Annotated in this window: 16 protein-coding genes and 1 riboswitch; of the genes, 12 read left to right on the top strand and 4 right to left on the bottom strand. The window is 69.6% G+C overall.

Translation table 11 applies throughout. The features are described 5' to 3' along the window. Nucleotides 1–13: 13 nt before the first annotated feature. A riboswitch (glycine riboswitch) is annotated at nt 14–115 on the top strand. A 190-nt stretch (nt 116–305) separates the two neighbouring features. Further along, the gene (locus tag AncyloWKF20_RS21240; RefSeq protein ID WP_279315919.1) at nt 306–1,601 is read left to right on the top strand and encodes a D-amino acid dehydrogenase; all 1,296 of its coding nucleotides are present in this window, start codon (nt 306–308) and stop codon (nt 1,599–1,601) included. A gap of 332 nt (nt 1,602–1,933) precedes the next feature. Here the strand turns inward: AncyloWKF20_RS21240 and AncyloWKF20_RS21235 are convergent, their stop codons facing one another. Next, entirely contained in the window at nt 1,934–4,219 is a 2,286-nt protein-coding gene (locus AncyloWKF20_RS21235) for a heavy metal translocating P-type ATPase (RefSeq protein ID WP_279318046.1), read from the bottom strand. Between the two features lie 363 nt (nt 4,220–4,582). On the opposite strand from AncyloWKF20_RS21235, the gene AncyloWKF20_RS21230 reads away from it, so the two are divergent. Further along, nucleotides 4,583–4,858, top strand: a complete 276-nt coding sequence (locus AncyloWKF20_RS21230) for a metal-sensitive transcriptional regulator (RefSeq protein WP_267583545.1) — start codon at nt 4,583–4,585, stop codon at nt 4,856–4,858. A 190-nt stretch (nt 4,859–5,048) separates the two neighbouring features. Here the strand turns inward: AncyloWKF20_RS21230 and AncyloWKF20_RS21225 are convergent, their stop codons facing one another. Beyond that, on the bottom strand, nt 5,049–6,563 hold the full coding sequence (locus AncyloWKF20_RS21225; RefSeq protein ID WP_279315918.1) for a malonyl-CoA synthase: 1,515 nt from the start codon (nt 6,561–6,563) through the stop codon (nt 5,049–5,051). A gap of 25 nt (nt 6,564–6,588) precedes the next feature. Further along, on the bottom strand, nt 6,589–7,926 hold the full coding sequence (locus AncyloWKF20_RS21220; protein WP_279315917.1) for a glycoside hydrolase family 5 protein: 1,338 nt from the start codon (nt 7,924–7,926) through the stop codon (nt 6,589–6,591). 451 nt (nt 7,927–8,377) lie between these two features. Between AncyloWKF20_RS21220 and AncyloWKF20_RS21215 the strand changes: the two genes are divergently transcribed. The 4 genes from AncyloWKF20_RS21215 (at nt 8,378) to AncyloWKF20_RS21200 (ending at nt 12,856) form a co-directional block, all read left to right on the top strand. Then, nucleotides 8,378–9,709 (top strand): GntP family permease, encoded by a 1,332-nt coding sequence (locus AncyloWKF20_RS21215; RefSeq protein WP_279315916.1) that lies wholly within the window; start codon nt 8,378–8,380, stop codon nt 9,707–9,709. A gap of 28 nt (nt 9,710–9,737) precedes the next feature. Next, entirely contained in the window at nt 9,738–11,201 is a 1,464-nt protein-coding gene (locus tag AncyloWKF20_RS21210; protein WP_279315915.1) for a GH1 family beta-glucosidase, read from the top strand. Between the two features lie 162 nt (nt 11,202–11,363). Continuing rightward, entirely contained in the window at nt 11,364–11,645 is a 282-nt protein-coding gene (locus tag AncyloWKF20_RS21205) for an acyl carrier protein (protein WP_279315914.1), read from the top strand. Then, nucleotides 11,642–12,856 carry a beta-ketoacyl-[acyl-carrier-protein] synthase family protein gene (locus AncyloWKF20_RS21200; protein WP_279315913.1) on the top strand — a complete coding sequence of 405 codons (1,215 nt, stop codon included), beginning with the start codon at nt 11,642–11,644 and terminating at the stop codon, nt 12,854–12,856. The genes AncyloWKF20_RS21205 and AncyloWKF20_RS21200 overlap by 4 nt, the downstream gene beginning before the upstream one ends. Nucleotides 12,857–13,019: 163 nt before the next feature. Here AncyloWKF20_RS21200 and AncyloWKF20_RS21195 read toward each other — a convergent pair whose 3' ends face one another. After that, nucleotides 13,020–13,985 (bottom strand): LysR family transcriptional regulator, encoded by a 966-nt coding sequence (locus AncyloWKF20_RS21195; RefSeq protein WP_279315912.1) that lies wholly within the window; start codon nt 13,983–13,985, stop codon nt 13,020–13,022. A gap of 204 nt (nt 13,986–14,189) precedes the next feature. Between AncyloWKF20_RS21195 and AncyloWKF20_RS21190 the strand changes: the two genes are divergently transcribed. The 6 genes from AncyloWKF20_RS21190 (at nt 14,190) to folD (ending at nt 21,328) form a co-directional block, all read left to right on the top strand. Further along, complete coding sequence (locus tag AncyloWKF20_RS21190) at nt 14,190–15,443, top strand: sarcosine oxidase subunit beta family protein (RefSeq protein WP_279315911.1); 1,254 nt, start codon at nt 14,190–14,192, stop codon at nt 15,441–15,443. Nucleotides 15,444–15,636: 193 nt separating this feature from the next. After that, nucleotides 15,637–15,918 carry a sarcosine oxidase subunit delta gene (locus AncyloWKF20_RS21185; RefSeq protein ID WP_279318045.1) on the top strand — a complete coding sequence of 94 codons (282 nt, stop codon included), beginning with the start codon at nt 15,637–15,639 and terminating at the stop codon, nt 15,916–15,918. Continuing rightward, nucleotides 15,915–18,878 (top strand): sarcosine oxidase subunit alpha family protein, encoded by a 2,964-nt coding sequence (locus AncyloWKF20_RS21180; protein ID WP_279315910.1) that lies wholly within the window; start codon nt 15,915–15,917, stop codon nt 18,876–18,878. Before AncyloWKF20_RS21185 ends, AncyloWKF20_RS21180 begins: the two co-directional genes overlap by 4 nt. Further along, nucleotides 18,871–19,476 (top strand): sarcosine oxidase subunit gamma family protein, encoded by a 606-nt coding sequence (locus AncyloWKF20_RS21175; RefSeq protein ID WP_279315909.1) that lies wholly within the window; start codon nt 18,871–18,873, stop codon nt 19,474–19,476. Before AncyloWKF20_RS21180 ends, AncyloWKF20_RS21175 begins: the two co-directional genes overlap by 8 nt. 94 nt (nt 19,477–19,570) lie before the next feature. Beyond that, complete coding sequence (gene purU, locus AncyloWKF20_RS21170) at nt 19,571–20,434, top strand: formyltetrahydrofolate deformylase (RefSeq protein ID WP_279315908.1); 864 nt, start codon at nt 19,571–19,573, stop codon at nt 20,432–20,434. Between the two features lie 24 nt (nt 20,435–20,458). Continuing rightward, on the top strand, nt 20,459–21,328 hold the full coding sequence (gene folD, locus AncyloWKF20_RS21165) for a bifunctional methylenetetrahydrofolate dehydrogenase/methenyltetrahydrofolate cyclohydrolase FolD (RefSeq protein WP_279315907.1): 870 nt from the start codon (nt 20,459–20,461) through the stop codon (nt 21,326–21,328). The last annotated feature ends 13 nt before the right edge of the window (nt 21,329–21,341 follow it).

Here is a 21,341-nt window from a genome sequence, read left to right as displayed (position 1 = left end):
ATAGCCGTCTGATAATGATTATGCGGGAGAGACCGACAGTCCTCCCGGACATGTGTCGGCGCCGACGGAGCAACCCCCCAGGAAACTCTCAGGCACCAGGGACCGCATAGTCAGGACATCTGGAGAGAGGCGTCGGCGCCGACAGGCTGCTGGACGTCCACCGAAGGGGAAGCCCGAGGCGGCATGGCGCGAGCCAGGCCATCACGGGGCGAGCTCTCAGGTACCGCGACAGATTGGGGACAGCCGGCCGGTTTAGCGCTTTGTCGCGCGCCCGGTCATGTCGTCCTCAAGCGCGGGAGCCTCCCATGCGCCAGATTGCCGTTGTCGGCGCCGGTATCACCGGCATCACCACCGCTTACGCCCTGAATGAAAAGGGCTATGACGTCACCGTCATTGATCGCCAGCGTTATGCGGCGATGGAAACCTCTTTCGCCAATGGCGGGCAGCTCTCCGCCTCCAATGCCGAGGTATGGAACTCGTGGTCCACGGTGCTCAAGGGCATCAAGTGGATGTTCACGCCCGACGCCCCGCTGCTGATGAACCCCAAGCCCTCCTGGCACAAATATAGCTGGATGGCCGAGTTCCTCGCCAACATCCCGAACTACACCGCCAACACGGTCGAGACCACGCGCCTCGCCATCCAGGCTCGGCAGTTCATGTTCGACATCGCCGCGCGCGAGGGCATCGACTTCAATCTTGAGAAGCGCGGCATCCTGCACATCTACCGCGACAAGGAAGCCCAGGATCATGCCCGCATGGTCTCCGGCCTCTACGCCAAGGGCGGGCTTGAGCGCCGCGAGGTGACGCCTTCCGAGATCCGCGCCATCGAGCCGACGCTGCACGGCCAGTTCTATGGCGGCTTCTACACCGAGTCCGATTCCACCGGCGACATCCACAAATTCACCTTCGGCCTGGCGGAAGTCTGCCGCGCCCGCGGCGTGCGCTTCGTCAATGAGGCGTCGGTCGAGAGCGTCGTCCACACCGGCAAGGGCCGGGACGGCACGGGCGTCGACATCACCCTCACCCTCGCCCCGGACGCGGAAGACGCCGCCCCGCGCCGCGAAGTGCTGGGCTTCGATGCGGTCGTGGTCTGCGCCGGCATCGGCTCGCGCGCCATCGCCGCCGGCCTTGGCGACCGGGTGAACATCTACCCCGTGAAGGGCTACTCGATCACGGTCAATCTCGACGACGAGCGCAGCCAGAAGTCCGCCCCCTGGGTGAGCCTCCTGGACGACAAGACCAAGATCGTCACCTCGCGCCTCGGCAAGGACCGCTTCCGCGTCGCTGGCACCGCCGAGTTCAACGGCGAGAACCGCGACATCCGCGCGGACCGCATCCGCCCGCTCACCGACTGGGTGCGCAAGCTGTTTCCGGGCGTCTCGACCGAGAAGGTCGTGCCCTGGGCCGGCCTGCGCCCGATGATGCCGGACATGATGCCGCGCGTCGCCGCCGGCGCGAAGCCCGGCGTGTTCTACAACACCGGCCATGGCCATCTCGGCTGGACGCTCTCCTGCGCCACCGCCGAGATCATCGCCGCCAAGGTGGCCGACGCGCTGCCGGTCGAGGCCCCCGCGCCGCTGCTGCGTATGGCGGCCGAGTGATCGCCGCCGCGTAAGGCGCCCTTACGAGACCCCGCCCCGGGCCCTCCACCCGTCCGGGAAAATAGGAGCCGCTTCCCTTCCGGCTCCCGCCCCGCCTCCGGTGCACATCCCGGGGGCGGGGTTTTTCTTGTGGGGCAGGGAGCCAGGAGTTTCGGTCAAAGATTCTCCCCTGGGCCCCGGATCATCGGTGCGCTGCGCGCACCTCGTCCGGGGAACGGAAGGAGCGCCGGACATTGTCCCACCCTTCACGGACGCCCGGAGCGTCAGCGGAAGGCGATCCGGGATCGAGCGAAAGACGCCGCCCGCGACGCGGGCGCTTCTACAACTTGCCCCTACAGCCGCACTGCCCGTAGCCGCAGCGCGTTGGCGATGACGCTGACCGAGGAGAGCGACATGGCGAGCGCCGCCACCATGGGCGAGAGCAGCAGGCCGAAGATCGGGTACAGCACGCCCGCCGCGATCGGCACGCCCGCCGCGTTGTAAGCGAAGGCGAAGAACAGGTTTTGCCTTATGTTGCGCATCGTCGCCTGCGACAGCCGGCGCGCGCGGACGATGGCGCCGAGGTCGCCACGCAGCAGCGTGACGCCCGCGCTTTCAATCGCGACATCCGTGCCCGAGCCCATGGCGATGCCAACATCGGCCCCGGCGAGCGCGGGCGCGTCATTCACCCCGTCGCCGGCCATGGCGACGACACGTCCCTCGGCCTTGAGCCGCGCCACCACCGCCGCCTTCTGGTCGGGCGCCACCTCGGCCTCGATCTCGGTGATGCCGAGCCGGCGCGCGACCGCTTCCGCCGTCGTGCGGTTGTCGCCGGTGAGCATGACCACGCGGATGCCTTCCGCCGCGAGGTCGCTCAAGGCCTGCGGGGTCGTCGCCTTGATCGGGTCGGCGATGGCGAGGGCCGCCGCCAGCTTGCCGTTGATCGCCATGAGAATGGCGCTCGCCCCCTCGCGGCGCAGTTCGTCGGCTTGGACGGTGAGCGGGACCGGGTCGATGCCCAGTTCGTTGAGAAACTCCGCGCTGCCGAGCACGACGCGCTTGCCCGCCACCAGCCCATAGGCGCCCTTGCCGATGGGGCTGTCAAAGCCGCGTACCTTGGCGATCTCCAGCCCGCGCGCCTCGGCCGCCGCCACCACGGCGCGGGCTAGCGGGTGCTCGGAGGGGCGCTCCACGGCGGCAGCGAGGGCGAGCACCTCGTCCTCCGCGTAACCTTCAGCGGTAATGATCTGCGTCAGCGAGGGCGCGCCCTCGGTCAGCGTGCCGGTTTTGTCGACCACCAACGTATCCACCCGCTCCAGCCGCTCCAGCGCCTCGGCATTCTTGATGAGCACGCCCATCTGCGCGCCGCGCCCCATGCCGACCATGATCGACATCGGCGTGGCGAGGCCCAGTGCGCAGGGACAGGCGATGATCAGCACCGCCACCGCCGCCAGCAACGCATGGGAGAATCGCGGCTCCGGCCCAAAGGTGGCCCAGGCGGCGAAGGCAAGCAGCGCGCAGGCGACCACCAGCGGCACGAACCAGCCGGCGACGCGATCAGCAAGGCGCTGGATCGGTGCGCGCGAGCGCTGCGCTTCCGCCACCATCTGCACGATGCGCGCGAGCATGGTGTCGCGCCCCACCTTCTCCGCGACGATGACGAGCCCACCCGAGCGGTTGAGCGTGCCGCCGATCACGGCGTCGCCTTCCGCCTTGGTGACCGGCATGGATTCGCCGGTGACCAGCGCCTCCTCCACCGCCGAGCGGCCCTCAATCACCCGCCCGTCCACCGGCACCTTCTCGCCCGGCCGCACGCGCAGATGGTCGCCCACCAGAATGTCCGCGAGCGGCACTTCCGCCTCGCTGCCATCAGCATTGAGGCGGCGGGCGGTCTTCGGCGCGAGGTCGAGCAGGGCCTTCAGCGCCCCCGAGGTCTGTTCGCGCGCCTGCAGCTCCAGCACCTGGCCGAGCAGCACCAGCACGGTAATGACCGCCGCCGCCTCGAAATAGACCGCGACCGTCCCGTCCGGCCCACGGAAGGTCGCCGGGAACAGGCCGGGCGCGAACACGGCCATGAGGCTGTAGCCATAGGCAACGCCGGTGCCGATGGCGATCAGCGTGAACATGTTGAGATGGCGCGTCACCACCGACTGCCAGCCGCGCACGAAGAACGGCGCCCCGGCCCACAGCACAACGGGCGTCGCCAGCGCGAGCTGGACCCAGGCGGAGATGGCCGGCGGCACGAGGTGATGCAGCGCGGGTACGAGATGCGCGCCCATTTCCAGCGCGAACACCGGCAGGGTCAGCGCGAGGCCGATCCAGAACCGCCGGGTCATGTCGATCAGTTCATGGTTCGGCCCGTCATCGAGGCTGACCAGCATCGGCTCCAGCGCCATGCCGCAGATCGGGCAGGTGCCCGGCCCGACCTGCACGATCTCCGGGTGCATCGGGCAGGTGAATTCCGTGCCCTCCGGCACCGGCTCCGCATCCGCGCGTCCTTCCAGATATTTGCCGGGGTCGGCGACGAATTTGGTGCGGCAGCCATTGCAGCAGAAATAATAGGTGCGCCCGCCATGCTCGGCCCGGTGCTGCGCCGTGTGCGGGTCGACATCCATGCCGCAGACCGGGTCCTTCGCCATATGGGCGTGGCCACAGGCGGCGTGGTCATGAGAGGCGTGATCGTGGGAAGCGTGATCGTGGGAAGCGTGCGCGCCGGAATCATGCCCCTTCCCGCCGCAGCATGCGGAATGCTGCGAATGGTCGTCGCCCGCGCCGGGATGATCATGGGCGGCGTGCGGCGGGTTCGCGGAATCGTGCGGCTCCTTGCCACCGCAGCACCCGCCGGCCTCGCCGCGCGACGAGCCGTCCGCATGGTGGGCGTGATCCTTCTGGGTGTGGCTCATCGCATCCTCCGTCGGGCGGGCGCGCCCGAACGCGCCACATATACCCCATATGGGTATCTATGGCTTGCGATATATACCCCGCATGGGTATATGACAAGCATGCAGAACGACACACGCACCGCCTGCCTGAAACGGCTGAACCGCATCGAGGGACAGGTACGGGGCCTCTCCCGCATGGTCGAGGACAACCGCTACTGCATCGACATCGTCACCCAGGTGGCGGCGGTGCGGGCGGCGTTGAAGAAGGTGGAAGAAGAGGTGCTGCGCGATCACGTCGCGCACTGCGTCGAGCACGCCATCACCTCCGGCGACGCCGACCAGCAGCGCGCCAAGGTGTCCGAGCTGATCGAGGTTCTCGGCAAGCTGAAGGGCTGAGCGCGCGCGCCGCACCCACACCGTCATCCCCGGGCTTGACCCGGGGATCCACGACTTTGGCCAGGGGTGAGGGTCGGGAAGGCGTGGATGGCCGGGTCAAGCCCGGCCATGACGGCCAGTAGATGGCACGGGCGAGCAGCAGGCTCACCGCGACGCGGTTGGTCCGCGCGCGGGAGTGGCCGCCGGCCCCCTACCCGCCATACAACCCCTTATACTGCTCGCGCAGCACGTTCTTCTGCACCTTGCCCATGGTGTTGCGCGGCAGGTCGTCGGCAAAGAACACCCGCTTGGGCAGCTTGTAGCGGGCAAGGCGCGCTTCCAGCGCGGCGAGCACGGCGGCCTCGCTGAGGCCGGCATCGGAGCGGGCGACCACCACCGCCGTCACCCCCTCGCCAAAATCGGGATGGGCGACGCCGATCACCGCGCTCTCGATCACGCCGTCCAGCGCGTCGATCTCGCTCTCCACTTCCTTCGGGTAGACATTGTAGCCGCCGGTGATGACAAGGTCCTTGCCGCGCCCGACGATGTGGACATAGCCGCGTTCGTCGATCAGGCCGAGATCGCCGGTGACGAACCAGCCATCATGGAACTCCGCCGCCGTCTTCTCGGGCATCCGCCAATAGCCCTTGAAGACGTTCGGCCCCTTTACCTCGATCATGCCGATGGCGCCATGGATCAGCTCGCGCCCGTTCTGCGCGTCGACCACCCGCACGCTCACCCCCGGCAAGGGAAAGCCCACCGTGCCGGCGCGCCGCTCGCCCTCATAGGGGTTGGAGGTGTTCATGTTGGTTTCGGTCATGCCGTAGCGTTCGAGAATGGCGTGGCCGGTGCGGGCATGCCAGTCGCGATGCGTCTCGGCCAGCAGCGGCGCCGAGCCGGAGATGAACAGCCGCATCCCCGCCGCCGCCTCGCGCGTCAGCTTCGGCGACTTCAGCAGCCGCGTGTAGAAGGTCGGCACCCCCATCAGCACGCTTGCCCGGTCCATCAGGCGGATGATGAGCTCGGGGTCGAGCTTCGGCAGGAAGATCATCGAGGCGCCCGCCGCCAGCGTCACATTGGTGGCGACGAACAGGCCGTGGGTGTGGAAGATCGGCAGCGCGTGGATCAGCACGTCATCGGCCGTGTAGCGCCACGCCTCCACCAGGGCGCGCGCATTGGAGATGAGATTGCCCTGGGTGAGCATCGCCCCCTTGGAGCGGCCGGTGGTGCCGGAGGTGTAGAGCAGCGCGGCGAGGTCATCCGCCCCGCGCGCGACATCCGCGAAGCTCTCGCTCGCCGCATCGGCGGCATCCGCCAGCGTGCCCCGTCCATCCGCGCCGAGCGTGAGCAGCCGCGCGACGCCCTGCGCCTGCGCGACCGGGACGAGCGCCGCCTCCTGCGCGGGATCGCAGACGAACAGGGCCGGCTGCGCATCGCCGAGGAAATAGGCGATCTCCGGCCCGGTATAGGCGGTGTTGAGCGGCAGGAACACGCCGCCCGCCCGCACCGTGCCGAGATAGGCGAAGATCGCCTCGGCGCTCTTTTCCACCTGCAGCGCCACCCGGTCGCCGGGCTGGAGCCCCAGCGTGACCAGTGCATTGGCGTATTGCGCCGAGCGCCGGTCGAGATCGCCATAGGTGAAGACGCGGCCTTCCGCCGTCTCCAGGAAGGGGCGGGTGAGGTCGGGCTGGCCGGCGCGGATCAGGTCAAAAAGCGGGTTGGTCACGGAAGGGCGTTCCTCTTTCAGCCCCTCACGGCGCGGTCAGGCCGAGCGAGGCGACATAGCCGCGGTTGACGGTGGCGTTGGCGAATTTGGCGTTCTCGATATAGGCGTCGAGCGTCGCCTTCACCTGATCGCGCGAGGGCTTCGGCATCGCGTCCCACTCATCGCGCGGCGCCGAGCCGAAGGCGGCGATGGCGTCCCAGCCCTCCGGCTTGGTGATGGAGACGACGGTGGAGCGGGAATCGAGATTCTTGAAGGTCCAGAAGCTCCAGCCGATGCCGAAGCGCTCATTCATCGCCCGGTACTTGGCGTTCCACTCGTCGGTGAGCTCGCCGGTCTCGCCGAGGAAGATCGGCACGCCCCAGCGATTGGCGAAGTTCACATAATCCTGCACCTCGCGCCGCTCCGGGCTCGCCCAAAACTTGTGGTAAGTGTAGGCGAGGTTGTCGTCGAAGGGCGGGCCGAACACGCCGAAATTGGTGCTCCACTGCGCCGCCGCCAGAATGATCGGGTGGTTCGGGTCCACTTCGCGAATGGCCGCCGCGATCTTCTGGTACAGCGGCTCGAGGCGCGGGTTCAGAAAGTCCGTGTCGTGATAGGGCGAGATCGGCTCGTTGAGCAGGTCATAGGCCAGCACCGTCGTGTTGTCGCGGTAGCGCTCGGCGATGGCGCGCCACAGCGTGATGGTGCGGCGCTGGAATTCCGGCACGTAGAAGGTCAGCGGATAGCCGACGCCGTCATCATGGTTCACCCCGGTCTGCCCGCCCGGCGCGGCGTGGATGTCGAGAATGACCTTGATGTCATGCGCCTTCGCCCAGCCGAGCACACGGTCGATCAGCGCCCAGCCCTCGCCGGTCGGGTCGATCTTGGAGGGGTCGGCGGGGTCGAGGAAGAACTTCCAGTGCAGGGGAATGCGCACGGTGGTGAAGCCCGCCGCCTGCATGAAGGCGAGGTCCGGCTCCTGGATATAGACCTCGCGGAACGCCTTCCAGAAGCGCGCGGCCTCCTCCGGGCCGGCGAGACAGGAAATCACGTCCTCGATCTCGCGCGGCGAGCGGTGGACCTTGAACTTGAACATGTAGCCTTCGGGCAGCAGCCAGTTGCCGAAGCTCATGCCGCGCACCGGGAAGGTGGAGCCGTCCGGCCGCACGAAGCGCGTGCCCTCCGTGCGGATGAAGCCGGCGGCGGGGGAGGCTATGGGCGCGGCGGCCTGCGTGCTCGCTCCAGCGGGCGCCGGGGATGTGCCAACACCCGCGCCGTCCTGCGCCCGCACGGGTGCCCCCGCCAGCATCAGCGCGGCGAGGCCCGCGAGCAGAGCGCCCGAACGGGAACGGGTTTTGAGACGGGAAAGCGTCGTCGAGACCATGCGCGCGGAAACCGATGCCTGCTGCCGAGGCCGGCAACCTAGTCAAGCCGCCGCGCGCGGGCAATGGCGCGGTGAGCGGAGTGCCGGCCGCCCACCCCCAACAACGTCATGGCCAACGTCATGGCCGGGCTTGGCCCGGCCATCCACGACTTGCCCCGCAGCGCCCAGGCCGAAGTCGTGGATCCCCGGACCAAGTCCGGGGATGACGGCGTGCCGGTTGTTGTCGCATAGCCATGTCCGACCGGAATCACCATGACCAACGTCATGGCCGGGCTTGGCCCGGCCATCCACGACTTGCCCCGCAGCGCCCAGCCCGAAGTCGTGGATCCCCGGACCAAGTCCGGGGATGACGGCGTGCCGGTGGCTACCCCGCCCCCACCCAAGGGCACATGGACACCCGGCGCGGGGCGGGCTAAGCGAGGGGGAGTGTCCCGCCCGGCTTTTCCCGCACATGTCGCTTCAGCAGGCCGCCTTCTTCGCCCTCGCCGTCCTCGCGCTGTTGCTGCTCGCCCAGCGCGGACGGGTCCAGCCCTTTCTCGCATTGACGCTGTCCGCCATCGGCTTCGGCTATGCGGCGGGCATGTCGACCAGCCATGTTGCGAAGGCGTTCAGCCTCGGCTTCGGCCAGAGCCTCAACGCGCTCGGCCTCATCGTCGTCGGCGCCGCCTTCATGGCCGAGATCGCCGACGCGACGGGCGCCACCGCGCGGTTGCAGGCCCGCGCCGCCGGGCGCACCCGCCGCTCTTTGCCGCTCGCGGTGCTCGGCCTCATCGCCAGCGTCGCCTCCGCGCCGGCAGCCGCCTTCGCCCTACTCAACCCGCTGCGGCGCGGCCTTGGCGGGGATAGTTCGCGCTCGGCGCTGGTGCTCGGCCTGTCGCTCTCCGCCGGCCATGGCCTCCTGGTCCCCGCCCCGGTCATGCTGGCGAGCTTCACCATTCTCGGCGCCGACTGGCGGCTGACGCTGGCCATCGGCCTGCCGCTCGCCATCCTGCTGACGCTGCTCGGCGTGTTTATCGCCCGCGCGACCACGAGCGACGCGCCGGTGCCGGTCGATACCGCCCCGCTGATCGACGGCGAGACCATGCACGCCCCCCGGCGCGGCGCGCTGGCGCTGTGGGCCGTCAGCCTCGGGCTCGTCGCGCTGCTCGTCACCCAGTCGCTCGGCGACATCGCCTCGGAGCCCTTGGGCGGCGGGTCAAACCGCGAATTCCTCATCGCCCTCGGACGCCCCGTCGTGCTGCTGCTCGCCGGCACCGGCCTTCTCCTGCTGCTGAGCTGGCACTGGGAGCGCGGCGGGCTCACCGAGAGCGGCTGGGCCGGCCGGGCGATCACCCGCGTCGCCGGCCTTGTCCTGCTCATCGGCGCCGCCGGCGGCCTTGCCAAGATCGCGCAGGAGACCGGCATGGCGGAGATGAACGCCGAGCGCCTCATCCCCTACGCCCCCGCCGGCGCGCTGGCGCTGCTGCTGCCCTTCGCCCTCGCCGCCGTTGTGAAGACCCTGCAGGGCTCCTCGCTCGTCGCCGCCATCACCGCCGCCGGCATGATGATGGAGCTGCTTGCCCCCCTCGGCCTCGGCGATCCGATGGGCCGCGCGCTCGCCGCGCTGGCCATCGGCGCGGGGGCGATGGGCGCCTCGCACATTAATGACGGATTCTTCTGGCTGGTTGGGCAGGCGGCGCGGCTTCCCGCCGGCAGCGTGATCGCGCGCTTCTCGCTGGTCACGCTGGCGCAGGGGCTGGTTGCCGCGATCCTGCTGGTGGCGCTGCGCGCCATCACCGCCTGATCCCTTTCGAGGCCCCGAAGGAGCACCGATGCTTCGACGCCGTGACTTCCTCGCCTCCGCCGCCGCGACCGCCGCTCTGCCTGCGCTGGCGGGCGCGGGTCTCGCCCAGACCACCACCCTGCCCGCTGCCCCGCCGGCCGGCGCCGCCCGCATCCCGCCCGGCTTCGTCTGGGGCGCCTCCACCTCGGCCTACCAGATCGAGGGCGCGGTGACGGCGGATGGCCGCAAGCCCTCCATCTGGGACACCTTCTCGCACACGCCGGGCCGCATCGCGGACGGCACCAATGGCGACGTCGCCTGCAACCACTACAACCTCTATGCCGAGGATGTGGGGCTGATGGCGAAGATGGGTTTTCAAGCCTACCGCTTCTCCATCGCCTGGCCGCGCGTCATGCCGGACGGCACCGGCGCGGTGAACGACAAGGGGCTGGATTTCTACGACCGTCTGGTCGACCGGCTGCTGGCCAACAACATCCTGCCCATGGCCTGCCTCTACCATTGGGACCTGCCGCAGGCGCTGCAGGACCGGGGCGGCTGGCACAATCGCGACATCGCCAACTGGTTCGCCGATTATGCGCGCGCCTGCGTCGAACGGCTCGGCGACCGGGTGAAGCCCTGGGCGATGCTGAACGAGCCCTCGGTCCACGCCATTTTCGGCCATGGCTTCGGCAATCACGCGCCGGGCCTCACCGGCTGGGACAGCTATGTGCGCGCCCAGCACCACCAGAATCTCGCGCAGGGCGTCGGCATCACGGCGCTTCGCGCCCAGCGCTCGGATCTCAAGCTCGGCACCGTGTTCTCGCTGCAGCCGATCTTCCCCTCCTCGCAGCAGCCGCAGGACATCGCCGCCGCGCAGCGTTTCGACGCGTGCTGGAACACGATCAATCTCGACCCGCTGTTCCTCGGCCGCTACCCCGCCGCCTTCGAGCAAACCTTCGCCCCGCTGGTGCAGGCCGGCGACCTGCAGGCGATCCGCGTGCCCGTGGATTTCCTCGGCGTGAACTATTACGGCCCGTCCTGGATCAAGCACGACCCCGCCGCCTTCCTGGCGCAGGCCGGCTATGGCGCGGTGCCCGAGGGCACGCCGCGCACCTTGCTCGGCTGGCCGATCAGCGCCGACGGGCTGGTCGCCGTGCTCGCCCGGCTGCGCGACCAGTATGGCAACCCGCCGGTTTTCATCACCGAGAACGGCGCCTGCTACGAGGATCCCGCCCCCGCCAATGGCGTGGTGGCCGACCCCGAGCGCACCGCCTACATCAAGGCGCATCTCGACGCCTGCGCCCGCGCCATCGGCCAGGGCTGCGCGCTGAACGGCTATTTCGTCTGGTCGCTCTTGGACAATTTCGAATGGGCGGAAGGCAAGAGGCGGCGCTTCGGCGTCACCCATGTGGATTTCGACACGCAGGTCCGCACGCCGAAATCCTCGCTGCTCTATCTCTCCCAGCTCATGCGCGCCCATGCCACCGGGGCGAGCACGGGCGCGGTGCCGTGAGGGTAAGGGCACGCCGTCCGCTGTCGCGCAACGGACATGAGGCTCGCCTATGCCCGTGCGTTCCCGTGGGTTCTTGCACCCGCCCTGTTTGTGCTACCACACCTCATGGGAAGGCCGTCCGGGGCGGACGGCGCTCCGCAACGTTTGAACCCAGGCAGACCGATGCAGACTGACGACCCCGCCATTGCCGAAATCGTCGCGTACCTTGCCGGCGAAGTGGGCGTCGACCCGAGCCTGTTGACGGCGGACACGCCGATCGCCGAGCTCGGCATTTCCTCGCTCGACCTGATCGAGACCATCTTCAAGCTGGAAACCCATTTCGGCATCGAAGTGCCGAATGACGGCCCGCTGAACGGCACCGAGGTGACCGTCGGCACGCTGGTCGAGCATGTCGCCGCCCTGCTGGCCGCGAAGAAGGCGCGCAGCGCCGTCTCGGCCGGATGAGCGCCCGCGTCGCCGTCACCGGGCTGGGCTCGCTCTCGGCCCTCGGTCTCGATGTCGCCGCGCACCTCGCGGGGCTGCGTGCCGGCACGGTCGGTATCGGCCCGACGCAGGGTGTCGACGTCTCCGCCATGAAGACGAAGATCTCGGCCGAGGTGCGGGGTTTCGTGGCGGAAGACCATTTCGACCCGCGCCAGCTCGGCCTGCTCGACCGCACCTCGCAATTCGCCGTCGTCGCCGCGCGCCAGGCGCTGGCCGATGCCGGCCCGGCGCTGGAAGGTGTCGCCCGCCACCGGGTCGGGGCGATCTACGCCGCCTCGGTCGGCTTCCACGCGGTCGATGACAGCTACCGCAAGCTCTATCTGGAGCAGGCCCCGCGCCCGCATCCCTTCACCGTGCCGCGCGCCATGCCGAGCGGGCAGGTGAGCCATGTGACGATGGATCTCGGCATTCACGGCCCCGCCTTCGCCATCGCCTCCGCCTGTTCGTCGGCCGCCCACGCCATCGGCACCGCCTTCCAGATGATCCGTGGCGGGATGCTCGATGTCGCCATCGCCGGCGGGGGCGAATCGCAGCTCACCTACGGCATGCTGAAGAGCTGGGAGGCGCTGCGCGTGCTGGCGCCGGAAGCCTGCCGGCCGTTCTCCAAGGACCGCGCCGGCCTCGTCATCGGCGAGGGCGCCGGCGCCGTGGTGCTGGAGAATATGGACCGGGCGCTGGCGCGCGGCGCCACCATCCATGCCGAGCTGATCGGCTTCGGCATGAGTGCCGACGGCAAGGACATCACCGCTCCCGACCGCGACAGCGCCGCCGCCGCCATGCGCTTCGCGCTGGAAGATGCCGGCCTCGCCCCGGAACAGGTCGATTATGTCAGCGCCCACGGCACCGCCACGGCGCTGAACGACAAGACCGAGACCGCCGCGCTGCGCCAGGTGTTCGGCGCGCATCTCGACAAGCTGCCGGTCTCCTCGTCGAAATCGCAGTACGGCCACACGATGAACGCCTCGGGCGCGCTGGATTTCGTCACCAGCGTGCTGGCGCTGCGCGAGGGCTTCCTGCCGCCCACCATGGGCTTCACCGAGCCCGACCCGGAATGCGACCTCGACTGCGTGCCCAACGCCGCGCGCCCGGCGGCCATCGAGACCGCGATCTCCTCCAGCTTCGCCTTTGGCGGCCTCAACGCCGTTCTGGCGCTGAAGCGGTATGCGGGGTGAACCACGTGTCCCGGACAAGCCACGCAGAGCGTGGCGCTGATCCGGGACCCAGGAGAGACGTCGCGCAGCGGCCAAACCCTTGTTGAAGCGCCTCCGGCGGCGTTTTGCGCTGGATCCCGGCTCGGCGCTCCGGCTTCGCCTCCGCTGGGCCGGGAAACGGGGCTCACCCCTCCACCCGGAACTCCCGCGCCAGCGCGTCGCCCGCCAGCGCGATAACCGCCGGGCGCAGCGCCTCCAGCTTGTCGCGGCAGACGCCGGCGATCTCGCGCGGCAGGCGCCCCAATTCCTGACGGCGGGCGATCAGCGTGAGATGGCGCGTCAGGCCCGGCCCCGGCAGCGGCCGGCAGGCGAAGCCGTCCAGCGCCAGCCCCGCTTCCACCAGGCAGAGCGGCGTGGTGATGGCGAAGCCCGCCCCATCCGCCACCGCCGCCGTCACCCCATAGGGCGTGTCGAACTCCAGCGGGCGCGGCAGATCGAGCCGCAGGCGGCGCAGATGGCGCTCGATCTCCATGCCGGTCTTGGAGCGGGCGGAGTAGCGCACCAGCGGCAGCGCCCGCGCCAGCTCCTCCAGATCGCCGGCCCGTGCCGGGACCGGGCGGTCCGCCGGCATCAGCAGCAGATAGGGCTCGGAGAGCAGCGGCCAGCGCTCCAGCCCCTCGATCTCGTCGAGCTCGTCCGCCCCCACCAGAAGGTCGAGCTGGCGGGTCAGCAGCGCCCCGGCATGGGAGGCGGTCAGGCCCGAGAGCAGCGAGACCTGCTCGGCCCGTTCGCCCAGCGCCCGCGCCAGCGGCCCCATCAGCGCGCGCGAGAGCGAATCGACCAGCCCGGCGCGCAACAGCGGCAGGCGGGCATGCTCGGCCTCGCGCAGCAGCGGGGCGATCTGCCGGGCTTCCGAGAGCAGCGCGCTCGCCCGCTGGCGCAGCGCCCCGCCCGCGCCGGTGAGCGCCAGGGGCCGGGCCGAGCGGTCGAAAAGCTGCACGCCGATGCGCTTTTCCATCTCCGCCACCGCCTGCGAGATCGCCGGCTGGGTGAGCGTAAGCCGCCGCGCCGCCTCCGCCATGGAGCCGGCGTCGCAGACGGCGAGGAAGATCTCCAGCGCCCGCAGGTCGAAGGGAAGCGTGTCGGCCATGATAGTCCCGTTCTTTCGTCATGCCCGGGCTTGGCCCGGGCATCCACGCCTGTTCTCACCCCCGCGCAGCCAAAGTCATGGATGGCCGGGCCAAGCCCGGCCATGACGGCACTAGGCTCGACGCATCAGCACTATAACTCAAACTTATATTACCAGCGCAATCGGCCCGTACTATAGCTTGAGCAACCCTTCAGCGAGCCGTCCATGCGCTATTCCTTCCTGAGCCTCCTCACCAATGGCCTCACCGGGCAGAAGGGCTGGAAACCAGCCTGGCGGGATGCCGCGCCGAAGCCCGCCTATGACGTCATCATCGTCGGTGGTGGCGGGCATGGGCTGGCGACCGCCTATTACCTCGCCCGCGTCCACGGCATCCGCAACGTGGCGGTGATCGAGAAGGGCTATATCGGCTCCGGCAATGCCGGGCGGAACACCACCATCATCCGCTCCAACTATCTCCTTCCGGGCAACGAGCCGTTCTACGAATGGTCGATGAAGCTCTGGGAGGGGCTGGAGCAGGAGCTGAACTACAACGCGATGGTCAGCCAGCGCGGCATCCTCAACCTCTACCATTCCGACGCCCAGCGCGACGCCTATGCGCGACGCGGCAACGCCATGCGGCTCAACGGTGCCGATTCCGAGCTGCTCGACCGCGACGGCGTGCGCGCCATGTACCCCTTCCTCGATTTCGACAATGCGCGCTTCCCCATCCAGGGCGGGCTGATGCAGCGCCGCGCCGGCACAGCGCGCCACGACGCGGTGGTCTGGGGCTATGCCCGCGGTGCGGACAGCCTCGGCGTCGACATCATCCAGAACTGCGAAGTCACCGGCTTCTTGCGTGAGGGCGACGCCATCACCGGGGTCGAGACCACGCGCGGCGCGATCCGGGCGAAAAAGGTCGGCCTCGCGGTCGCCGGCTCCACCTCGCGCGTCGCGGCGCAGGCCGGGCTCACCCGCCTGCCGATCGAAAGCCATGTGCTGCAGGCCTTCGTCTCGGAAGGGCTGAAGCCGATGGTGGACGGCGTCATCACCTTCGGCGCCGGGCATTTCTATATCAGCCAGTCCGACAAGGGCGGCCTCGTCTTCGGCGGCGACATTGACGGCTACAACTCCTACGCCCAGCGCGGCAATCTGCCGGTGGTGGAGGATGTGGCGGAAGGCGGCATGGCCTTGATGCCGCGCATCGGCCGGCTGCGCCTCCTGCGCATGTGGGGCGGCATCATGGACATGTCGATGGACGGCTCGCCCATCATCGACCACACGCCCATTCCCGGCCTCTATCTCAATGCCGGCTGGTGCTATGGCGGCTTCAAGGCGACCCCGGCCTCGGGCTGGTGCTTCGCCCATCTGCTGGCGAAGGACGAGCCGCACAAGGTCGGCGCCGCCTTCCGCCTCGACCGCTTCCGCACCGGCCACCTCATCGACGAAAAGGGAGTCGGCGCCCAGCCGAACCTGCACTGATGATGGTGATGACGCCTGCGCTCCCGCATGAGCCGCCGTCATGCCCGGCCTTGGGCCGGGCATCCACGCCTTTGGCTGGACGGGCATCGCCCACCTTGGCCGGGTCGTCCAAGTCGTGGATGGCCGGGCCAAGCCCGGCCATGACGACCCATCATCCATTTACCGGCCCGCTGGCGCGGGGAGAGATGTACTGATGCGCATTCCCTGCCCCTATTGCGGCGCGCGCGACGCCCATGAATTCGCCTATCTCGGCGACGCCACGCTGACGCGGCCCGACCCGGCCGCGCCGGACGCGGAAGGCCGCTTCTTCGACTATGTCTATCAGCGCACCAACCCGGTCGGGGCGCATGAGGAGTGGTGGTATCACGCGCAAGGCTGCCGCCAGTGGGTGAAGGTCGCCCGCGACACCCGCACCCACGCGATCGGCGGCGCCACGCTGGCGCGCGATGTGGCGACCTCGGGAGAGCCCGTATGAGCCGCCTTCCCGTCGGCGGTCTGATCGACCGCGCCCGTCCCCTCGCCTTCACCTTCGACGGCAAGCTCTATCGCGGCCATGAGGGCGACACGCTCGCCTCGGCGCTGCTGGCGAACGATGTGCGCCTCGTCGGCCGCTCCTTCAAATATCACCGCCCGCGCGGCATCTTCTCCGCCGGCGTCGAGGAGCCGAACGCGCTGGTCGAGTTGCGCTCCGGCGCGCGGCGCGAGCCCAACACCCGCGCCACCGTCGCCGAGCTCTATGACGGGCTGGAAGCGGCCAGCCAGAACCGCTGGCCCTCGCTCGATCACGACCTGCTCAGCATTAATGGGCTGCTCTCGCCCTTCCTCGGCGCCGGCTTCTACTACAAGACCTTCATGTGGCCGGCCGCGCTGTGGGAAAAGCTCTACGAGCCGGTGATCCGCCGCGCCGCCGGGCTCGGGCGCGCCGCCGACGAGGCGGACCCCGACCATTACGAGAAGCTCACCACCTTCTGCGACGTGCTCATCATCGGCGCCGGCCCGGCCGGGCTGATGGCGGCGCTGGCCGCCGGCCGTGCCGGGGCGCGCGTCATCCTCGCCGATGAGGATTTCCTGCCCGGCGGCCGGCTCAATGCCGAGGCGCTGGAAGTGGACGGCATGGCGGGCGCGGTCTTTGCCGCCCGTAGTCGCGCCGAGTTGGAGAGCCTGCCCAATGTGCGGGTGATGACCCGCACCACGGTGTTCGGCGTCTATGACGCCGGCACCTATGGCGCGCTGGAGCGCGTCGCCGATCATCTGCCTACCCCCGGCCCGTTCCAGCCGCGCCAGCGGCTCTGGCGCATCGTCGCCACCCGCGCCGTGCTGGCAGCGGGCGCGACCGAGCGGCCCATCGTGTTCGGCGGCAATGACCGGCCGGGCGTGATGCTGGCCGGCGCCGTGCGCGCCTATGCCAACCGCTTCGGCGTGGCGACCGGCACGAACACCGTCGTCTTCGCCAATAATGACGACGCCTGGCGCGGCGCCTTCGAGGCGCAGCGGGCCGGCGCGCGCGTCACGGCCATCGTCGATGTGCGCCGCGAGGTCGCCCCGGCGCTGACCCGCGAGGCCGGCACGCTCGGCATCCGCACGCTGCTTGATGGCCGCATCGTCGGCACCAAGGGTAAGCTCCTCACCCATGTCGACGTGATCGCCAATGGGCGCCGCGAGCGCTTCGCCACGGAGACGCTCGCCGTCTCCGGCGGCTGGTCGCCCTCGGTGCATCTGACCTGCCACCATGGCGGCAAGCCGGTGTGGAACGAGGCGCTTGCCGCCTTCGTGCCCGGCACCTGCCCGCCCGGCCTTGAGGTCGCGGGCGCGGCGGCCGGCACGTTCAGCCTTGGCGGCGCGCTGCGCGAGGGCCTCGCCCTCGGCGCCAAGGCCGCCGCCGATGTCGGCAGCACGGCGCCAGAGATCGCGACGCCCAAGGCACAGGACACGCCCGGCGCGGCAGCCGCCTTCTGGCATGTGGCGGAGTCGGTCGGCCCGGCCTTTGTCGACCTGCAGAACGACGTGACGGCGAAGGACGTGTCCATCGCCCACACGGAGGGCTTCCGCTCGGTCGAGCATCTCAAGCGCTACACCACGCTGGGCATGGCGACCGATCAGGGCCGCACGTCGAACGTCACCGGCCTTGCCATCATGGCGAGCCTCACCGGGCAGGGGATCGCCGAGACCGGCACCACCATCTTCCGCCCGCCCTACACGCCGGTCTCGCTCGGCGCGCTGGCGGGCCACCATCGGGGCAAGGATTTCCGCCCCGTCCGCCTCACCCCGACGCATGAATGGGCGCGGGCGCAGGGCGCCGTCTTCATCGAGACCGGTGCCTGGCTGCGCGCGCAGTATTTCCCGCGTCCCGGCGAGAAGGACTGGCTGGAGGCCGTCTCGCGCGAGGTGACGGCGGTGCGGGCGTCCGTGGGTCTCATCGACGTCTCGACCTTCGGCAAGATCGACCTGCAGGGCCCCGATGTCGGCGCCTTCCTCGACCGGGTCTATATCAACGGCTTCGCCCAGCTCGGTGTCGGCAAGGCGCGCTACGGCGTGATGCTGCGCGAGGACGGCATGGTGATGGATGACGGCACCACCGCCCGCCTCGCGCCCGAGCATTATGTGATGACCACCACCACGGTGAACGCGGCCAAGGTCTATCAGCACCTCGAATTCTGCCTGCAGGTGCTGTGGCCGGAACTCGATGTCGCCATTGCCTCGGTCTCCGACCAGTGGGCGCAGATTGCGCTCGCCGGCCCCCGCGCGAGGGACGTGCTCGCCCGCATCGTCGATGCCGGGGTCGATGTCTCGAATGAGGGCCTGCCCTTCATGGGCGCCATCGAGGGCGCGGTGATGGGCGGCGTGCCGGCCCGGCTGTTCCGCCTCTCCTTCTCCGGCGAGCTGGGCTATGAGATCGCCGTCCCCGCCCGCCACGGCGCGGCGCTGGCCGACGCCTTGATGAAAGCGGGCGAGGCGTTCGGCATCACCCCCTATGGCATTGAGGCGCTGGGCGTGCTGCGCATCGAAAAGGGCCATGTGTCCGGCAATGAGCTGACCGGCCAGACCACCGCTGGCGATCTCGGCATGGGACGGATGGCCTCGACCAAGAAGGACTATATCGGCCGCACCATGGCGGCGCGTCCCGGCCTCACCGATCCCGACCGGCCCAGCTTTGTCGGCTTCAAGCCGGTGAACCGCGCCGACCGCCTGCGCGCCGGGGCGCATTTCCTGTCGCCCGGCGCTGTCACGCGGGTGGAGAATGACGAAGGCTATATGAGCTCCGTCGCCTATTCGCCGCATCTCGGCCACTGGATCGGGCTCGGCTTCCTGAAGAACGGCCCGGCGCGTATCGGTGAGCGGGTGCGGGCCTTCGATCCGGTGCGCGGCAATGATTTCGAGGTCGAGGTCTGCGCGCCCGGCTTCATCGATCCGGCAGGGGAGCGTCTACGTGGCTGAACTTTCGACCCATGACCCGCTCGCCGGCATCCCGATCGACCGGGTGCCGCCCTCCGGCCATTACGGCCGCGCCGGGACGCCGGGCGCGACGGCCCGCCTCGTCGAGGGCCTCGCCCTCGCCACCCTCGTCGCCCGCAAGGGGCAGGCGCCCGCGCTCGGCCGCCGGCTCGCGGAAACGTTCGGCGCCCCGGTGGCGGACGCCCCGCGCCTCAGCGGCACGGCGCCGAGCTTCATCGGCATGGGCCCCGGCCGCTGGATCGCGCTGGCGGAGGATGCGGGCCTCGCCACGCACCTGCGCGAGGCGGCCGGTCCGCTCGCCGCCGTCACCGAGCAGTCGGACGGCTATATCGTGCTCGACCTCGCCGGCCCGAAGATGGAATGGCTGCTCGCCAAGGGCGCGCTGATCGACCTCGACCCGGCCGTGTTCCGCGCGGGCGATGTGGCGACCACCGTGCTCGCTCATATCGGCGTCACGCTCTGGCGCACCGGGCCGGAGAGCTTCCGCCTCCTCGTGCTGCGCTCCTATCTCGCGGCATTCTGCCGCTTTCTCGTCGCCTCCGGCGCGGAATTCGGCCTCCGGCTCGATGTCCGAGGTTGATGGCGGCGCGCCGCGCGCTTCCCTGAGCCCCGCATCTCCCTTAAAAGCCCGCCGAGCGCGCCGCCGTGCCGCGGGCCCTGCGACGAGAGTACCGATGACCGACGCAAAAGAGACCTACGTCCTCACCCTCTCCTGCCCCGACCGGCCGGGCATCGTGGCGGCCGTCGCCACCTTCCTGTTCGAGCGTGGCGGCAACATCCTGGAAGCGCAGCAGTTCGACGACACCGAGAGCGGCCGCTTCTTCATGCGCGTCATGTTCTCCGCCCCGGCCGGCACGCTGGAGGCGCTGAAGGGCGAGTTCGAGCCGGTGGCGCAGAGCTTCGGCTTCGCCTGGCGCATCCGCCCGCGCGGCGGCAAGCGCAAGGTGATGCTGCTGGTCTCCAAATTCGACCATTGCCTCGCCGACCTGCTCTATCGCTGGCGCATCGGCGAAATCCCGATGGACATCACCGGCATCATCGCCAACTACCCGCGCGAGACCTACGCGCATCTGGATTTCGACGGTATCCCCTTCCACTATCTGCCGATCACCAAGGAAACCAAGATGGAGCAGGAGGCCCAGCTCTGGGACCTGTTCCAGAAGTCGGGCGCCGAGATCGCCGTGCTCGCCCGCTACATGCAGGTGCTCTCGGACGGGCTGTCGGCCAAGCTGTCGGGCCGCTGCATCAACATCCACCACTCCTTCCTGCCCGGCTTCAAGGGCGCCAAGCCCTATCACCAGGCCCATGCGCGCGGCGTGAAGCTGATCGGCGCCACCGCCCACTATGTCACCTCCGATCTCGACGAAGGCCCGATCATCGAGCAGGATGTGGAGCGCATCACCCATCAGGACTCGGCCGAGGATCTCGTGCGCAAGGGCCGCGACATCGAGCGCCGCGTGCTGGCCCGGGCGCTCGCCTGGCACCTCGATGACCGCGTGCTGATCAACGGCCACAAGACCGTGGTCTTCCGCGACTGAAGGTTGCGCGACTGAGGAGCCGCCATGACCGAGACCCGCCTGATCGACGGCAAGGCCTTCGCGGAAGGCCTGCGCGGCCGCGTCGCCACCGAGGTCGCCGCCTTTGAAGCCCGCACCGGCGTGAAGCCCGGCCTCGCCGTGGTGCTGGTCGGGGAAGACCCGGCGAGCGCGGTCTATGTCCGCAACAAGGGCAAGCAGACGCTTGAGGCCGGCATGGCCTCGATCGAGCACAAACTGCCCGCCGAGACGACGCAGGACGCCGTGCTCGCGCTGGTGCGCCAGCTCAACGCCGATCCGGCGGTGCACGGCATCCTCGTGCAGCTCCCCCTGCCCGGCCATATCGACGCGCAGGCGGTGCTCGCCACCATCGACCCCGCCAAGGATGTCGACGGCTTCCATGTGGTCAATGCCGGCCGCCTCGCCGTGGGGCTGGACGCGCTCGTGCCCTGCACCCCGCTCGGCTGCGTGATGCTGCTGAAGGACCAGCTCGGCAGCCTTGCCGGGCTGGAGGCGGTGGTGGTCGGCCGCTCCAACATCGTCGGCAAGCCGCTCGCCCAGCTCCTGCTGCGCGAGGACTGCACCGTCACCATCGCCCATTCGCGCACCCGCGATTTGCCGGAGGTCTGCCGGCGCGCCGACATCCTCATCGGCGCGGTCGGCCGGCCGGAGATGATCCGCGGCAGCTGGATCAAGCCCGGCGCCACCGTCATTGATGTCGGCATCAACCGCGTCGAGAAGCCCGGCGGCGGCACGCGCCTCGTCGGCGATATCGCCTTCGACGAAGCGCAGGGCATCGCCGGCGCCATCACCCCGGTCCCCGGCGGCGTCGGCCCCATGACCATCGCCTGCCTCTTGCAGAACACGCTGACAGCGGCGACGCGGCTGGTGGGGTAGGCGGAAAGCCGAG

Source organism: Ancylobacter sp. WKF20 (assembly GCF_029760895.1).
In the GTDB taxonomy this organism is placed as follows: Bacteria; Pseudomonadota; Alphaproteobacteria; order Rhizobiales; family Xanthobacteraceae; genus Ancylobacter.
This window is presented reverse-complemented; position numbering and strand designations above follow the sequence as displayed.

What these genes read in the sequence shown, in the direction of transcription:
- AncyloWKF20_RS21190 (WP_279315911.1), top strand. Translation starts at nt 14,190, where the DNA reads ATGCGCTATTCCTTCCTGAGCCTCCTCACCAATGGCCTCACCGGGCAG.
- AncyloWKF20_RS21215 (WP_279315916.1), top strand. Translation starts at nt 8,378, where the DNA reads ATGTCGCTTCAGCAGGCCGCCTTCTTCGCCCTCGCCGTCCTCGCGCTG.
- AncyloWKF20_RS21185 (WP_279318045.1), top strand. Translation starts at nt 15,637, where the DNA reads ATGCGCATTCCCTGCCCCTATTGCGGCGCGCGCGACGCCCATGAATTC.
- purU (WP_279315908.1), top strand. Translation starts at nt 19,571, where the DNA reads ATGACCGACGCAAAAGAGACCTACGTCCTCACCCTCTCCTGCCCCGAC.
- AncyloWKF20_RS21200 (WP_279315913.1), top strand. Translation starts at nt 11,642, where the DNA reads ATGAGCGCCCGCGTCGCCGTCACCGGGCTGGGCTCGCTCTCGGCCCTC.
- AncyloWKF20_RS21180 (WP_279315910.1), top strand. Translation starts at nt 15,915, where the DNA reads ATGAGCCGCCTTCCCGTCGGCGGTCTGATCGACCGCGCCCGTCCCCTC.
- AncyloWKF20_RS21195 (WP_279315912.1), bottom strand. Translation starts at nt 13,985, where the DNA reads ATGGCCGACACGCTTCCCTTCGACCTGCGGGCGCTGGAGATCTTCCTC.
- AncyloWKF20_RS21220 (WP_279315917.1), bottom strand. Translation starts at nt 7,926, where the DNA reads ATGGTCTCGACGACGCTTTCCCGTCTCAAAACCCGTTCCCGTTCGGGC.
- AncyloWKF20_RS21210 (WP_279315915.1), top strand. Translation starts at nt 9,738, where the DNA reads ATGCTTCGACGCCGTGACTTCCTCGCCTCCGCCGCCGCGACCGCCGCT.
- AncyloWKF20_RS21235 (WP_279318046.1), bottom strand. Translation starts at nt 4,219, where the DNA reads ATGGCGAAGGACCCGGTCTGCGGCATGGATGTCGACCCGCACACGGCG.
- AncyloWKF20_RS21240 (WP_279315919.1), top strand. Translation starts at nt 306, where the DNA reads ATGCGCCAGATTGCCGTTGTCGGCGCCGGTATCACCGGCATCACCACC.
- AncyloWKF20_RS21230 (WP_267583545.1), top strand. Translation starts at nt 4,583, where the DNA reads ATGCAGAACGACACACGCACCGCCTGCCTGAAACGGCTGAACCGCATC.
- folD (WP_279315907.1), top strand. Translation starts at nt 20,459, where the DNA reads ATGACCGAGACCCGCCTGATCGACGGCAAGGCCTTCGCGGAAGGCCTG.
- AncyloWKF20_RS21205 (WP_279315914.1), top strand. Translation starts at nt 11,364, where the DNA reads ATGCAGACTGACGACCCCGCCATTGCCGAAATCGTCGCGTACCTTGCC.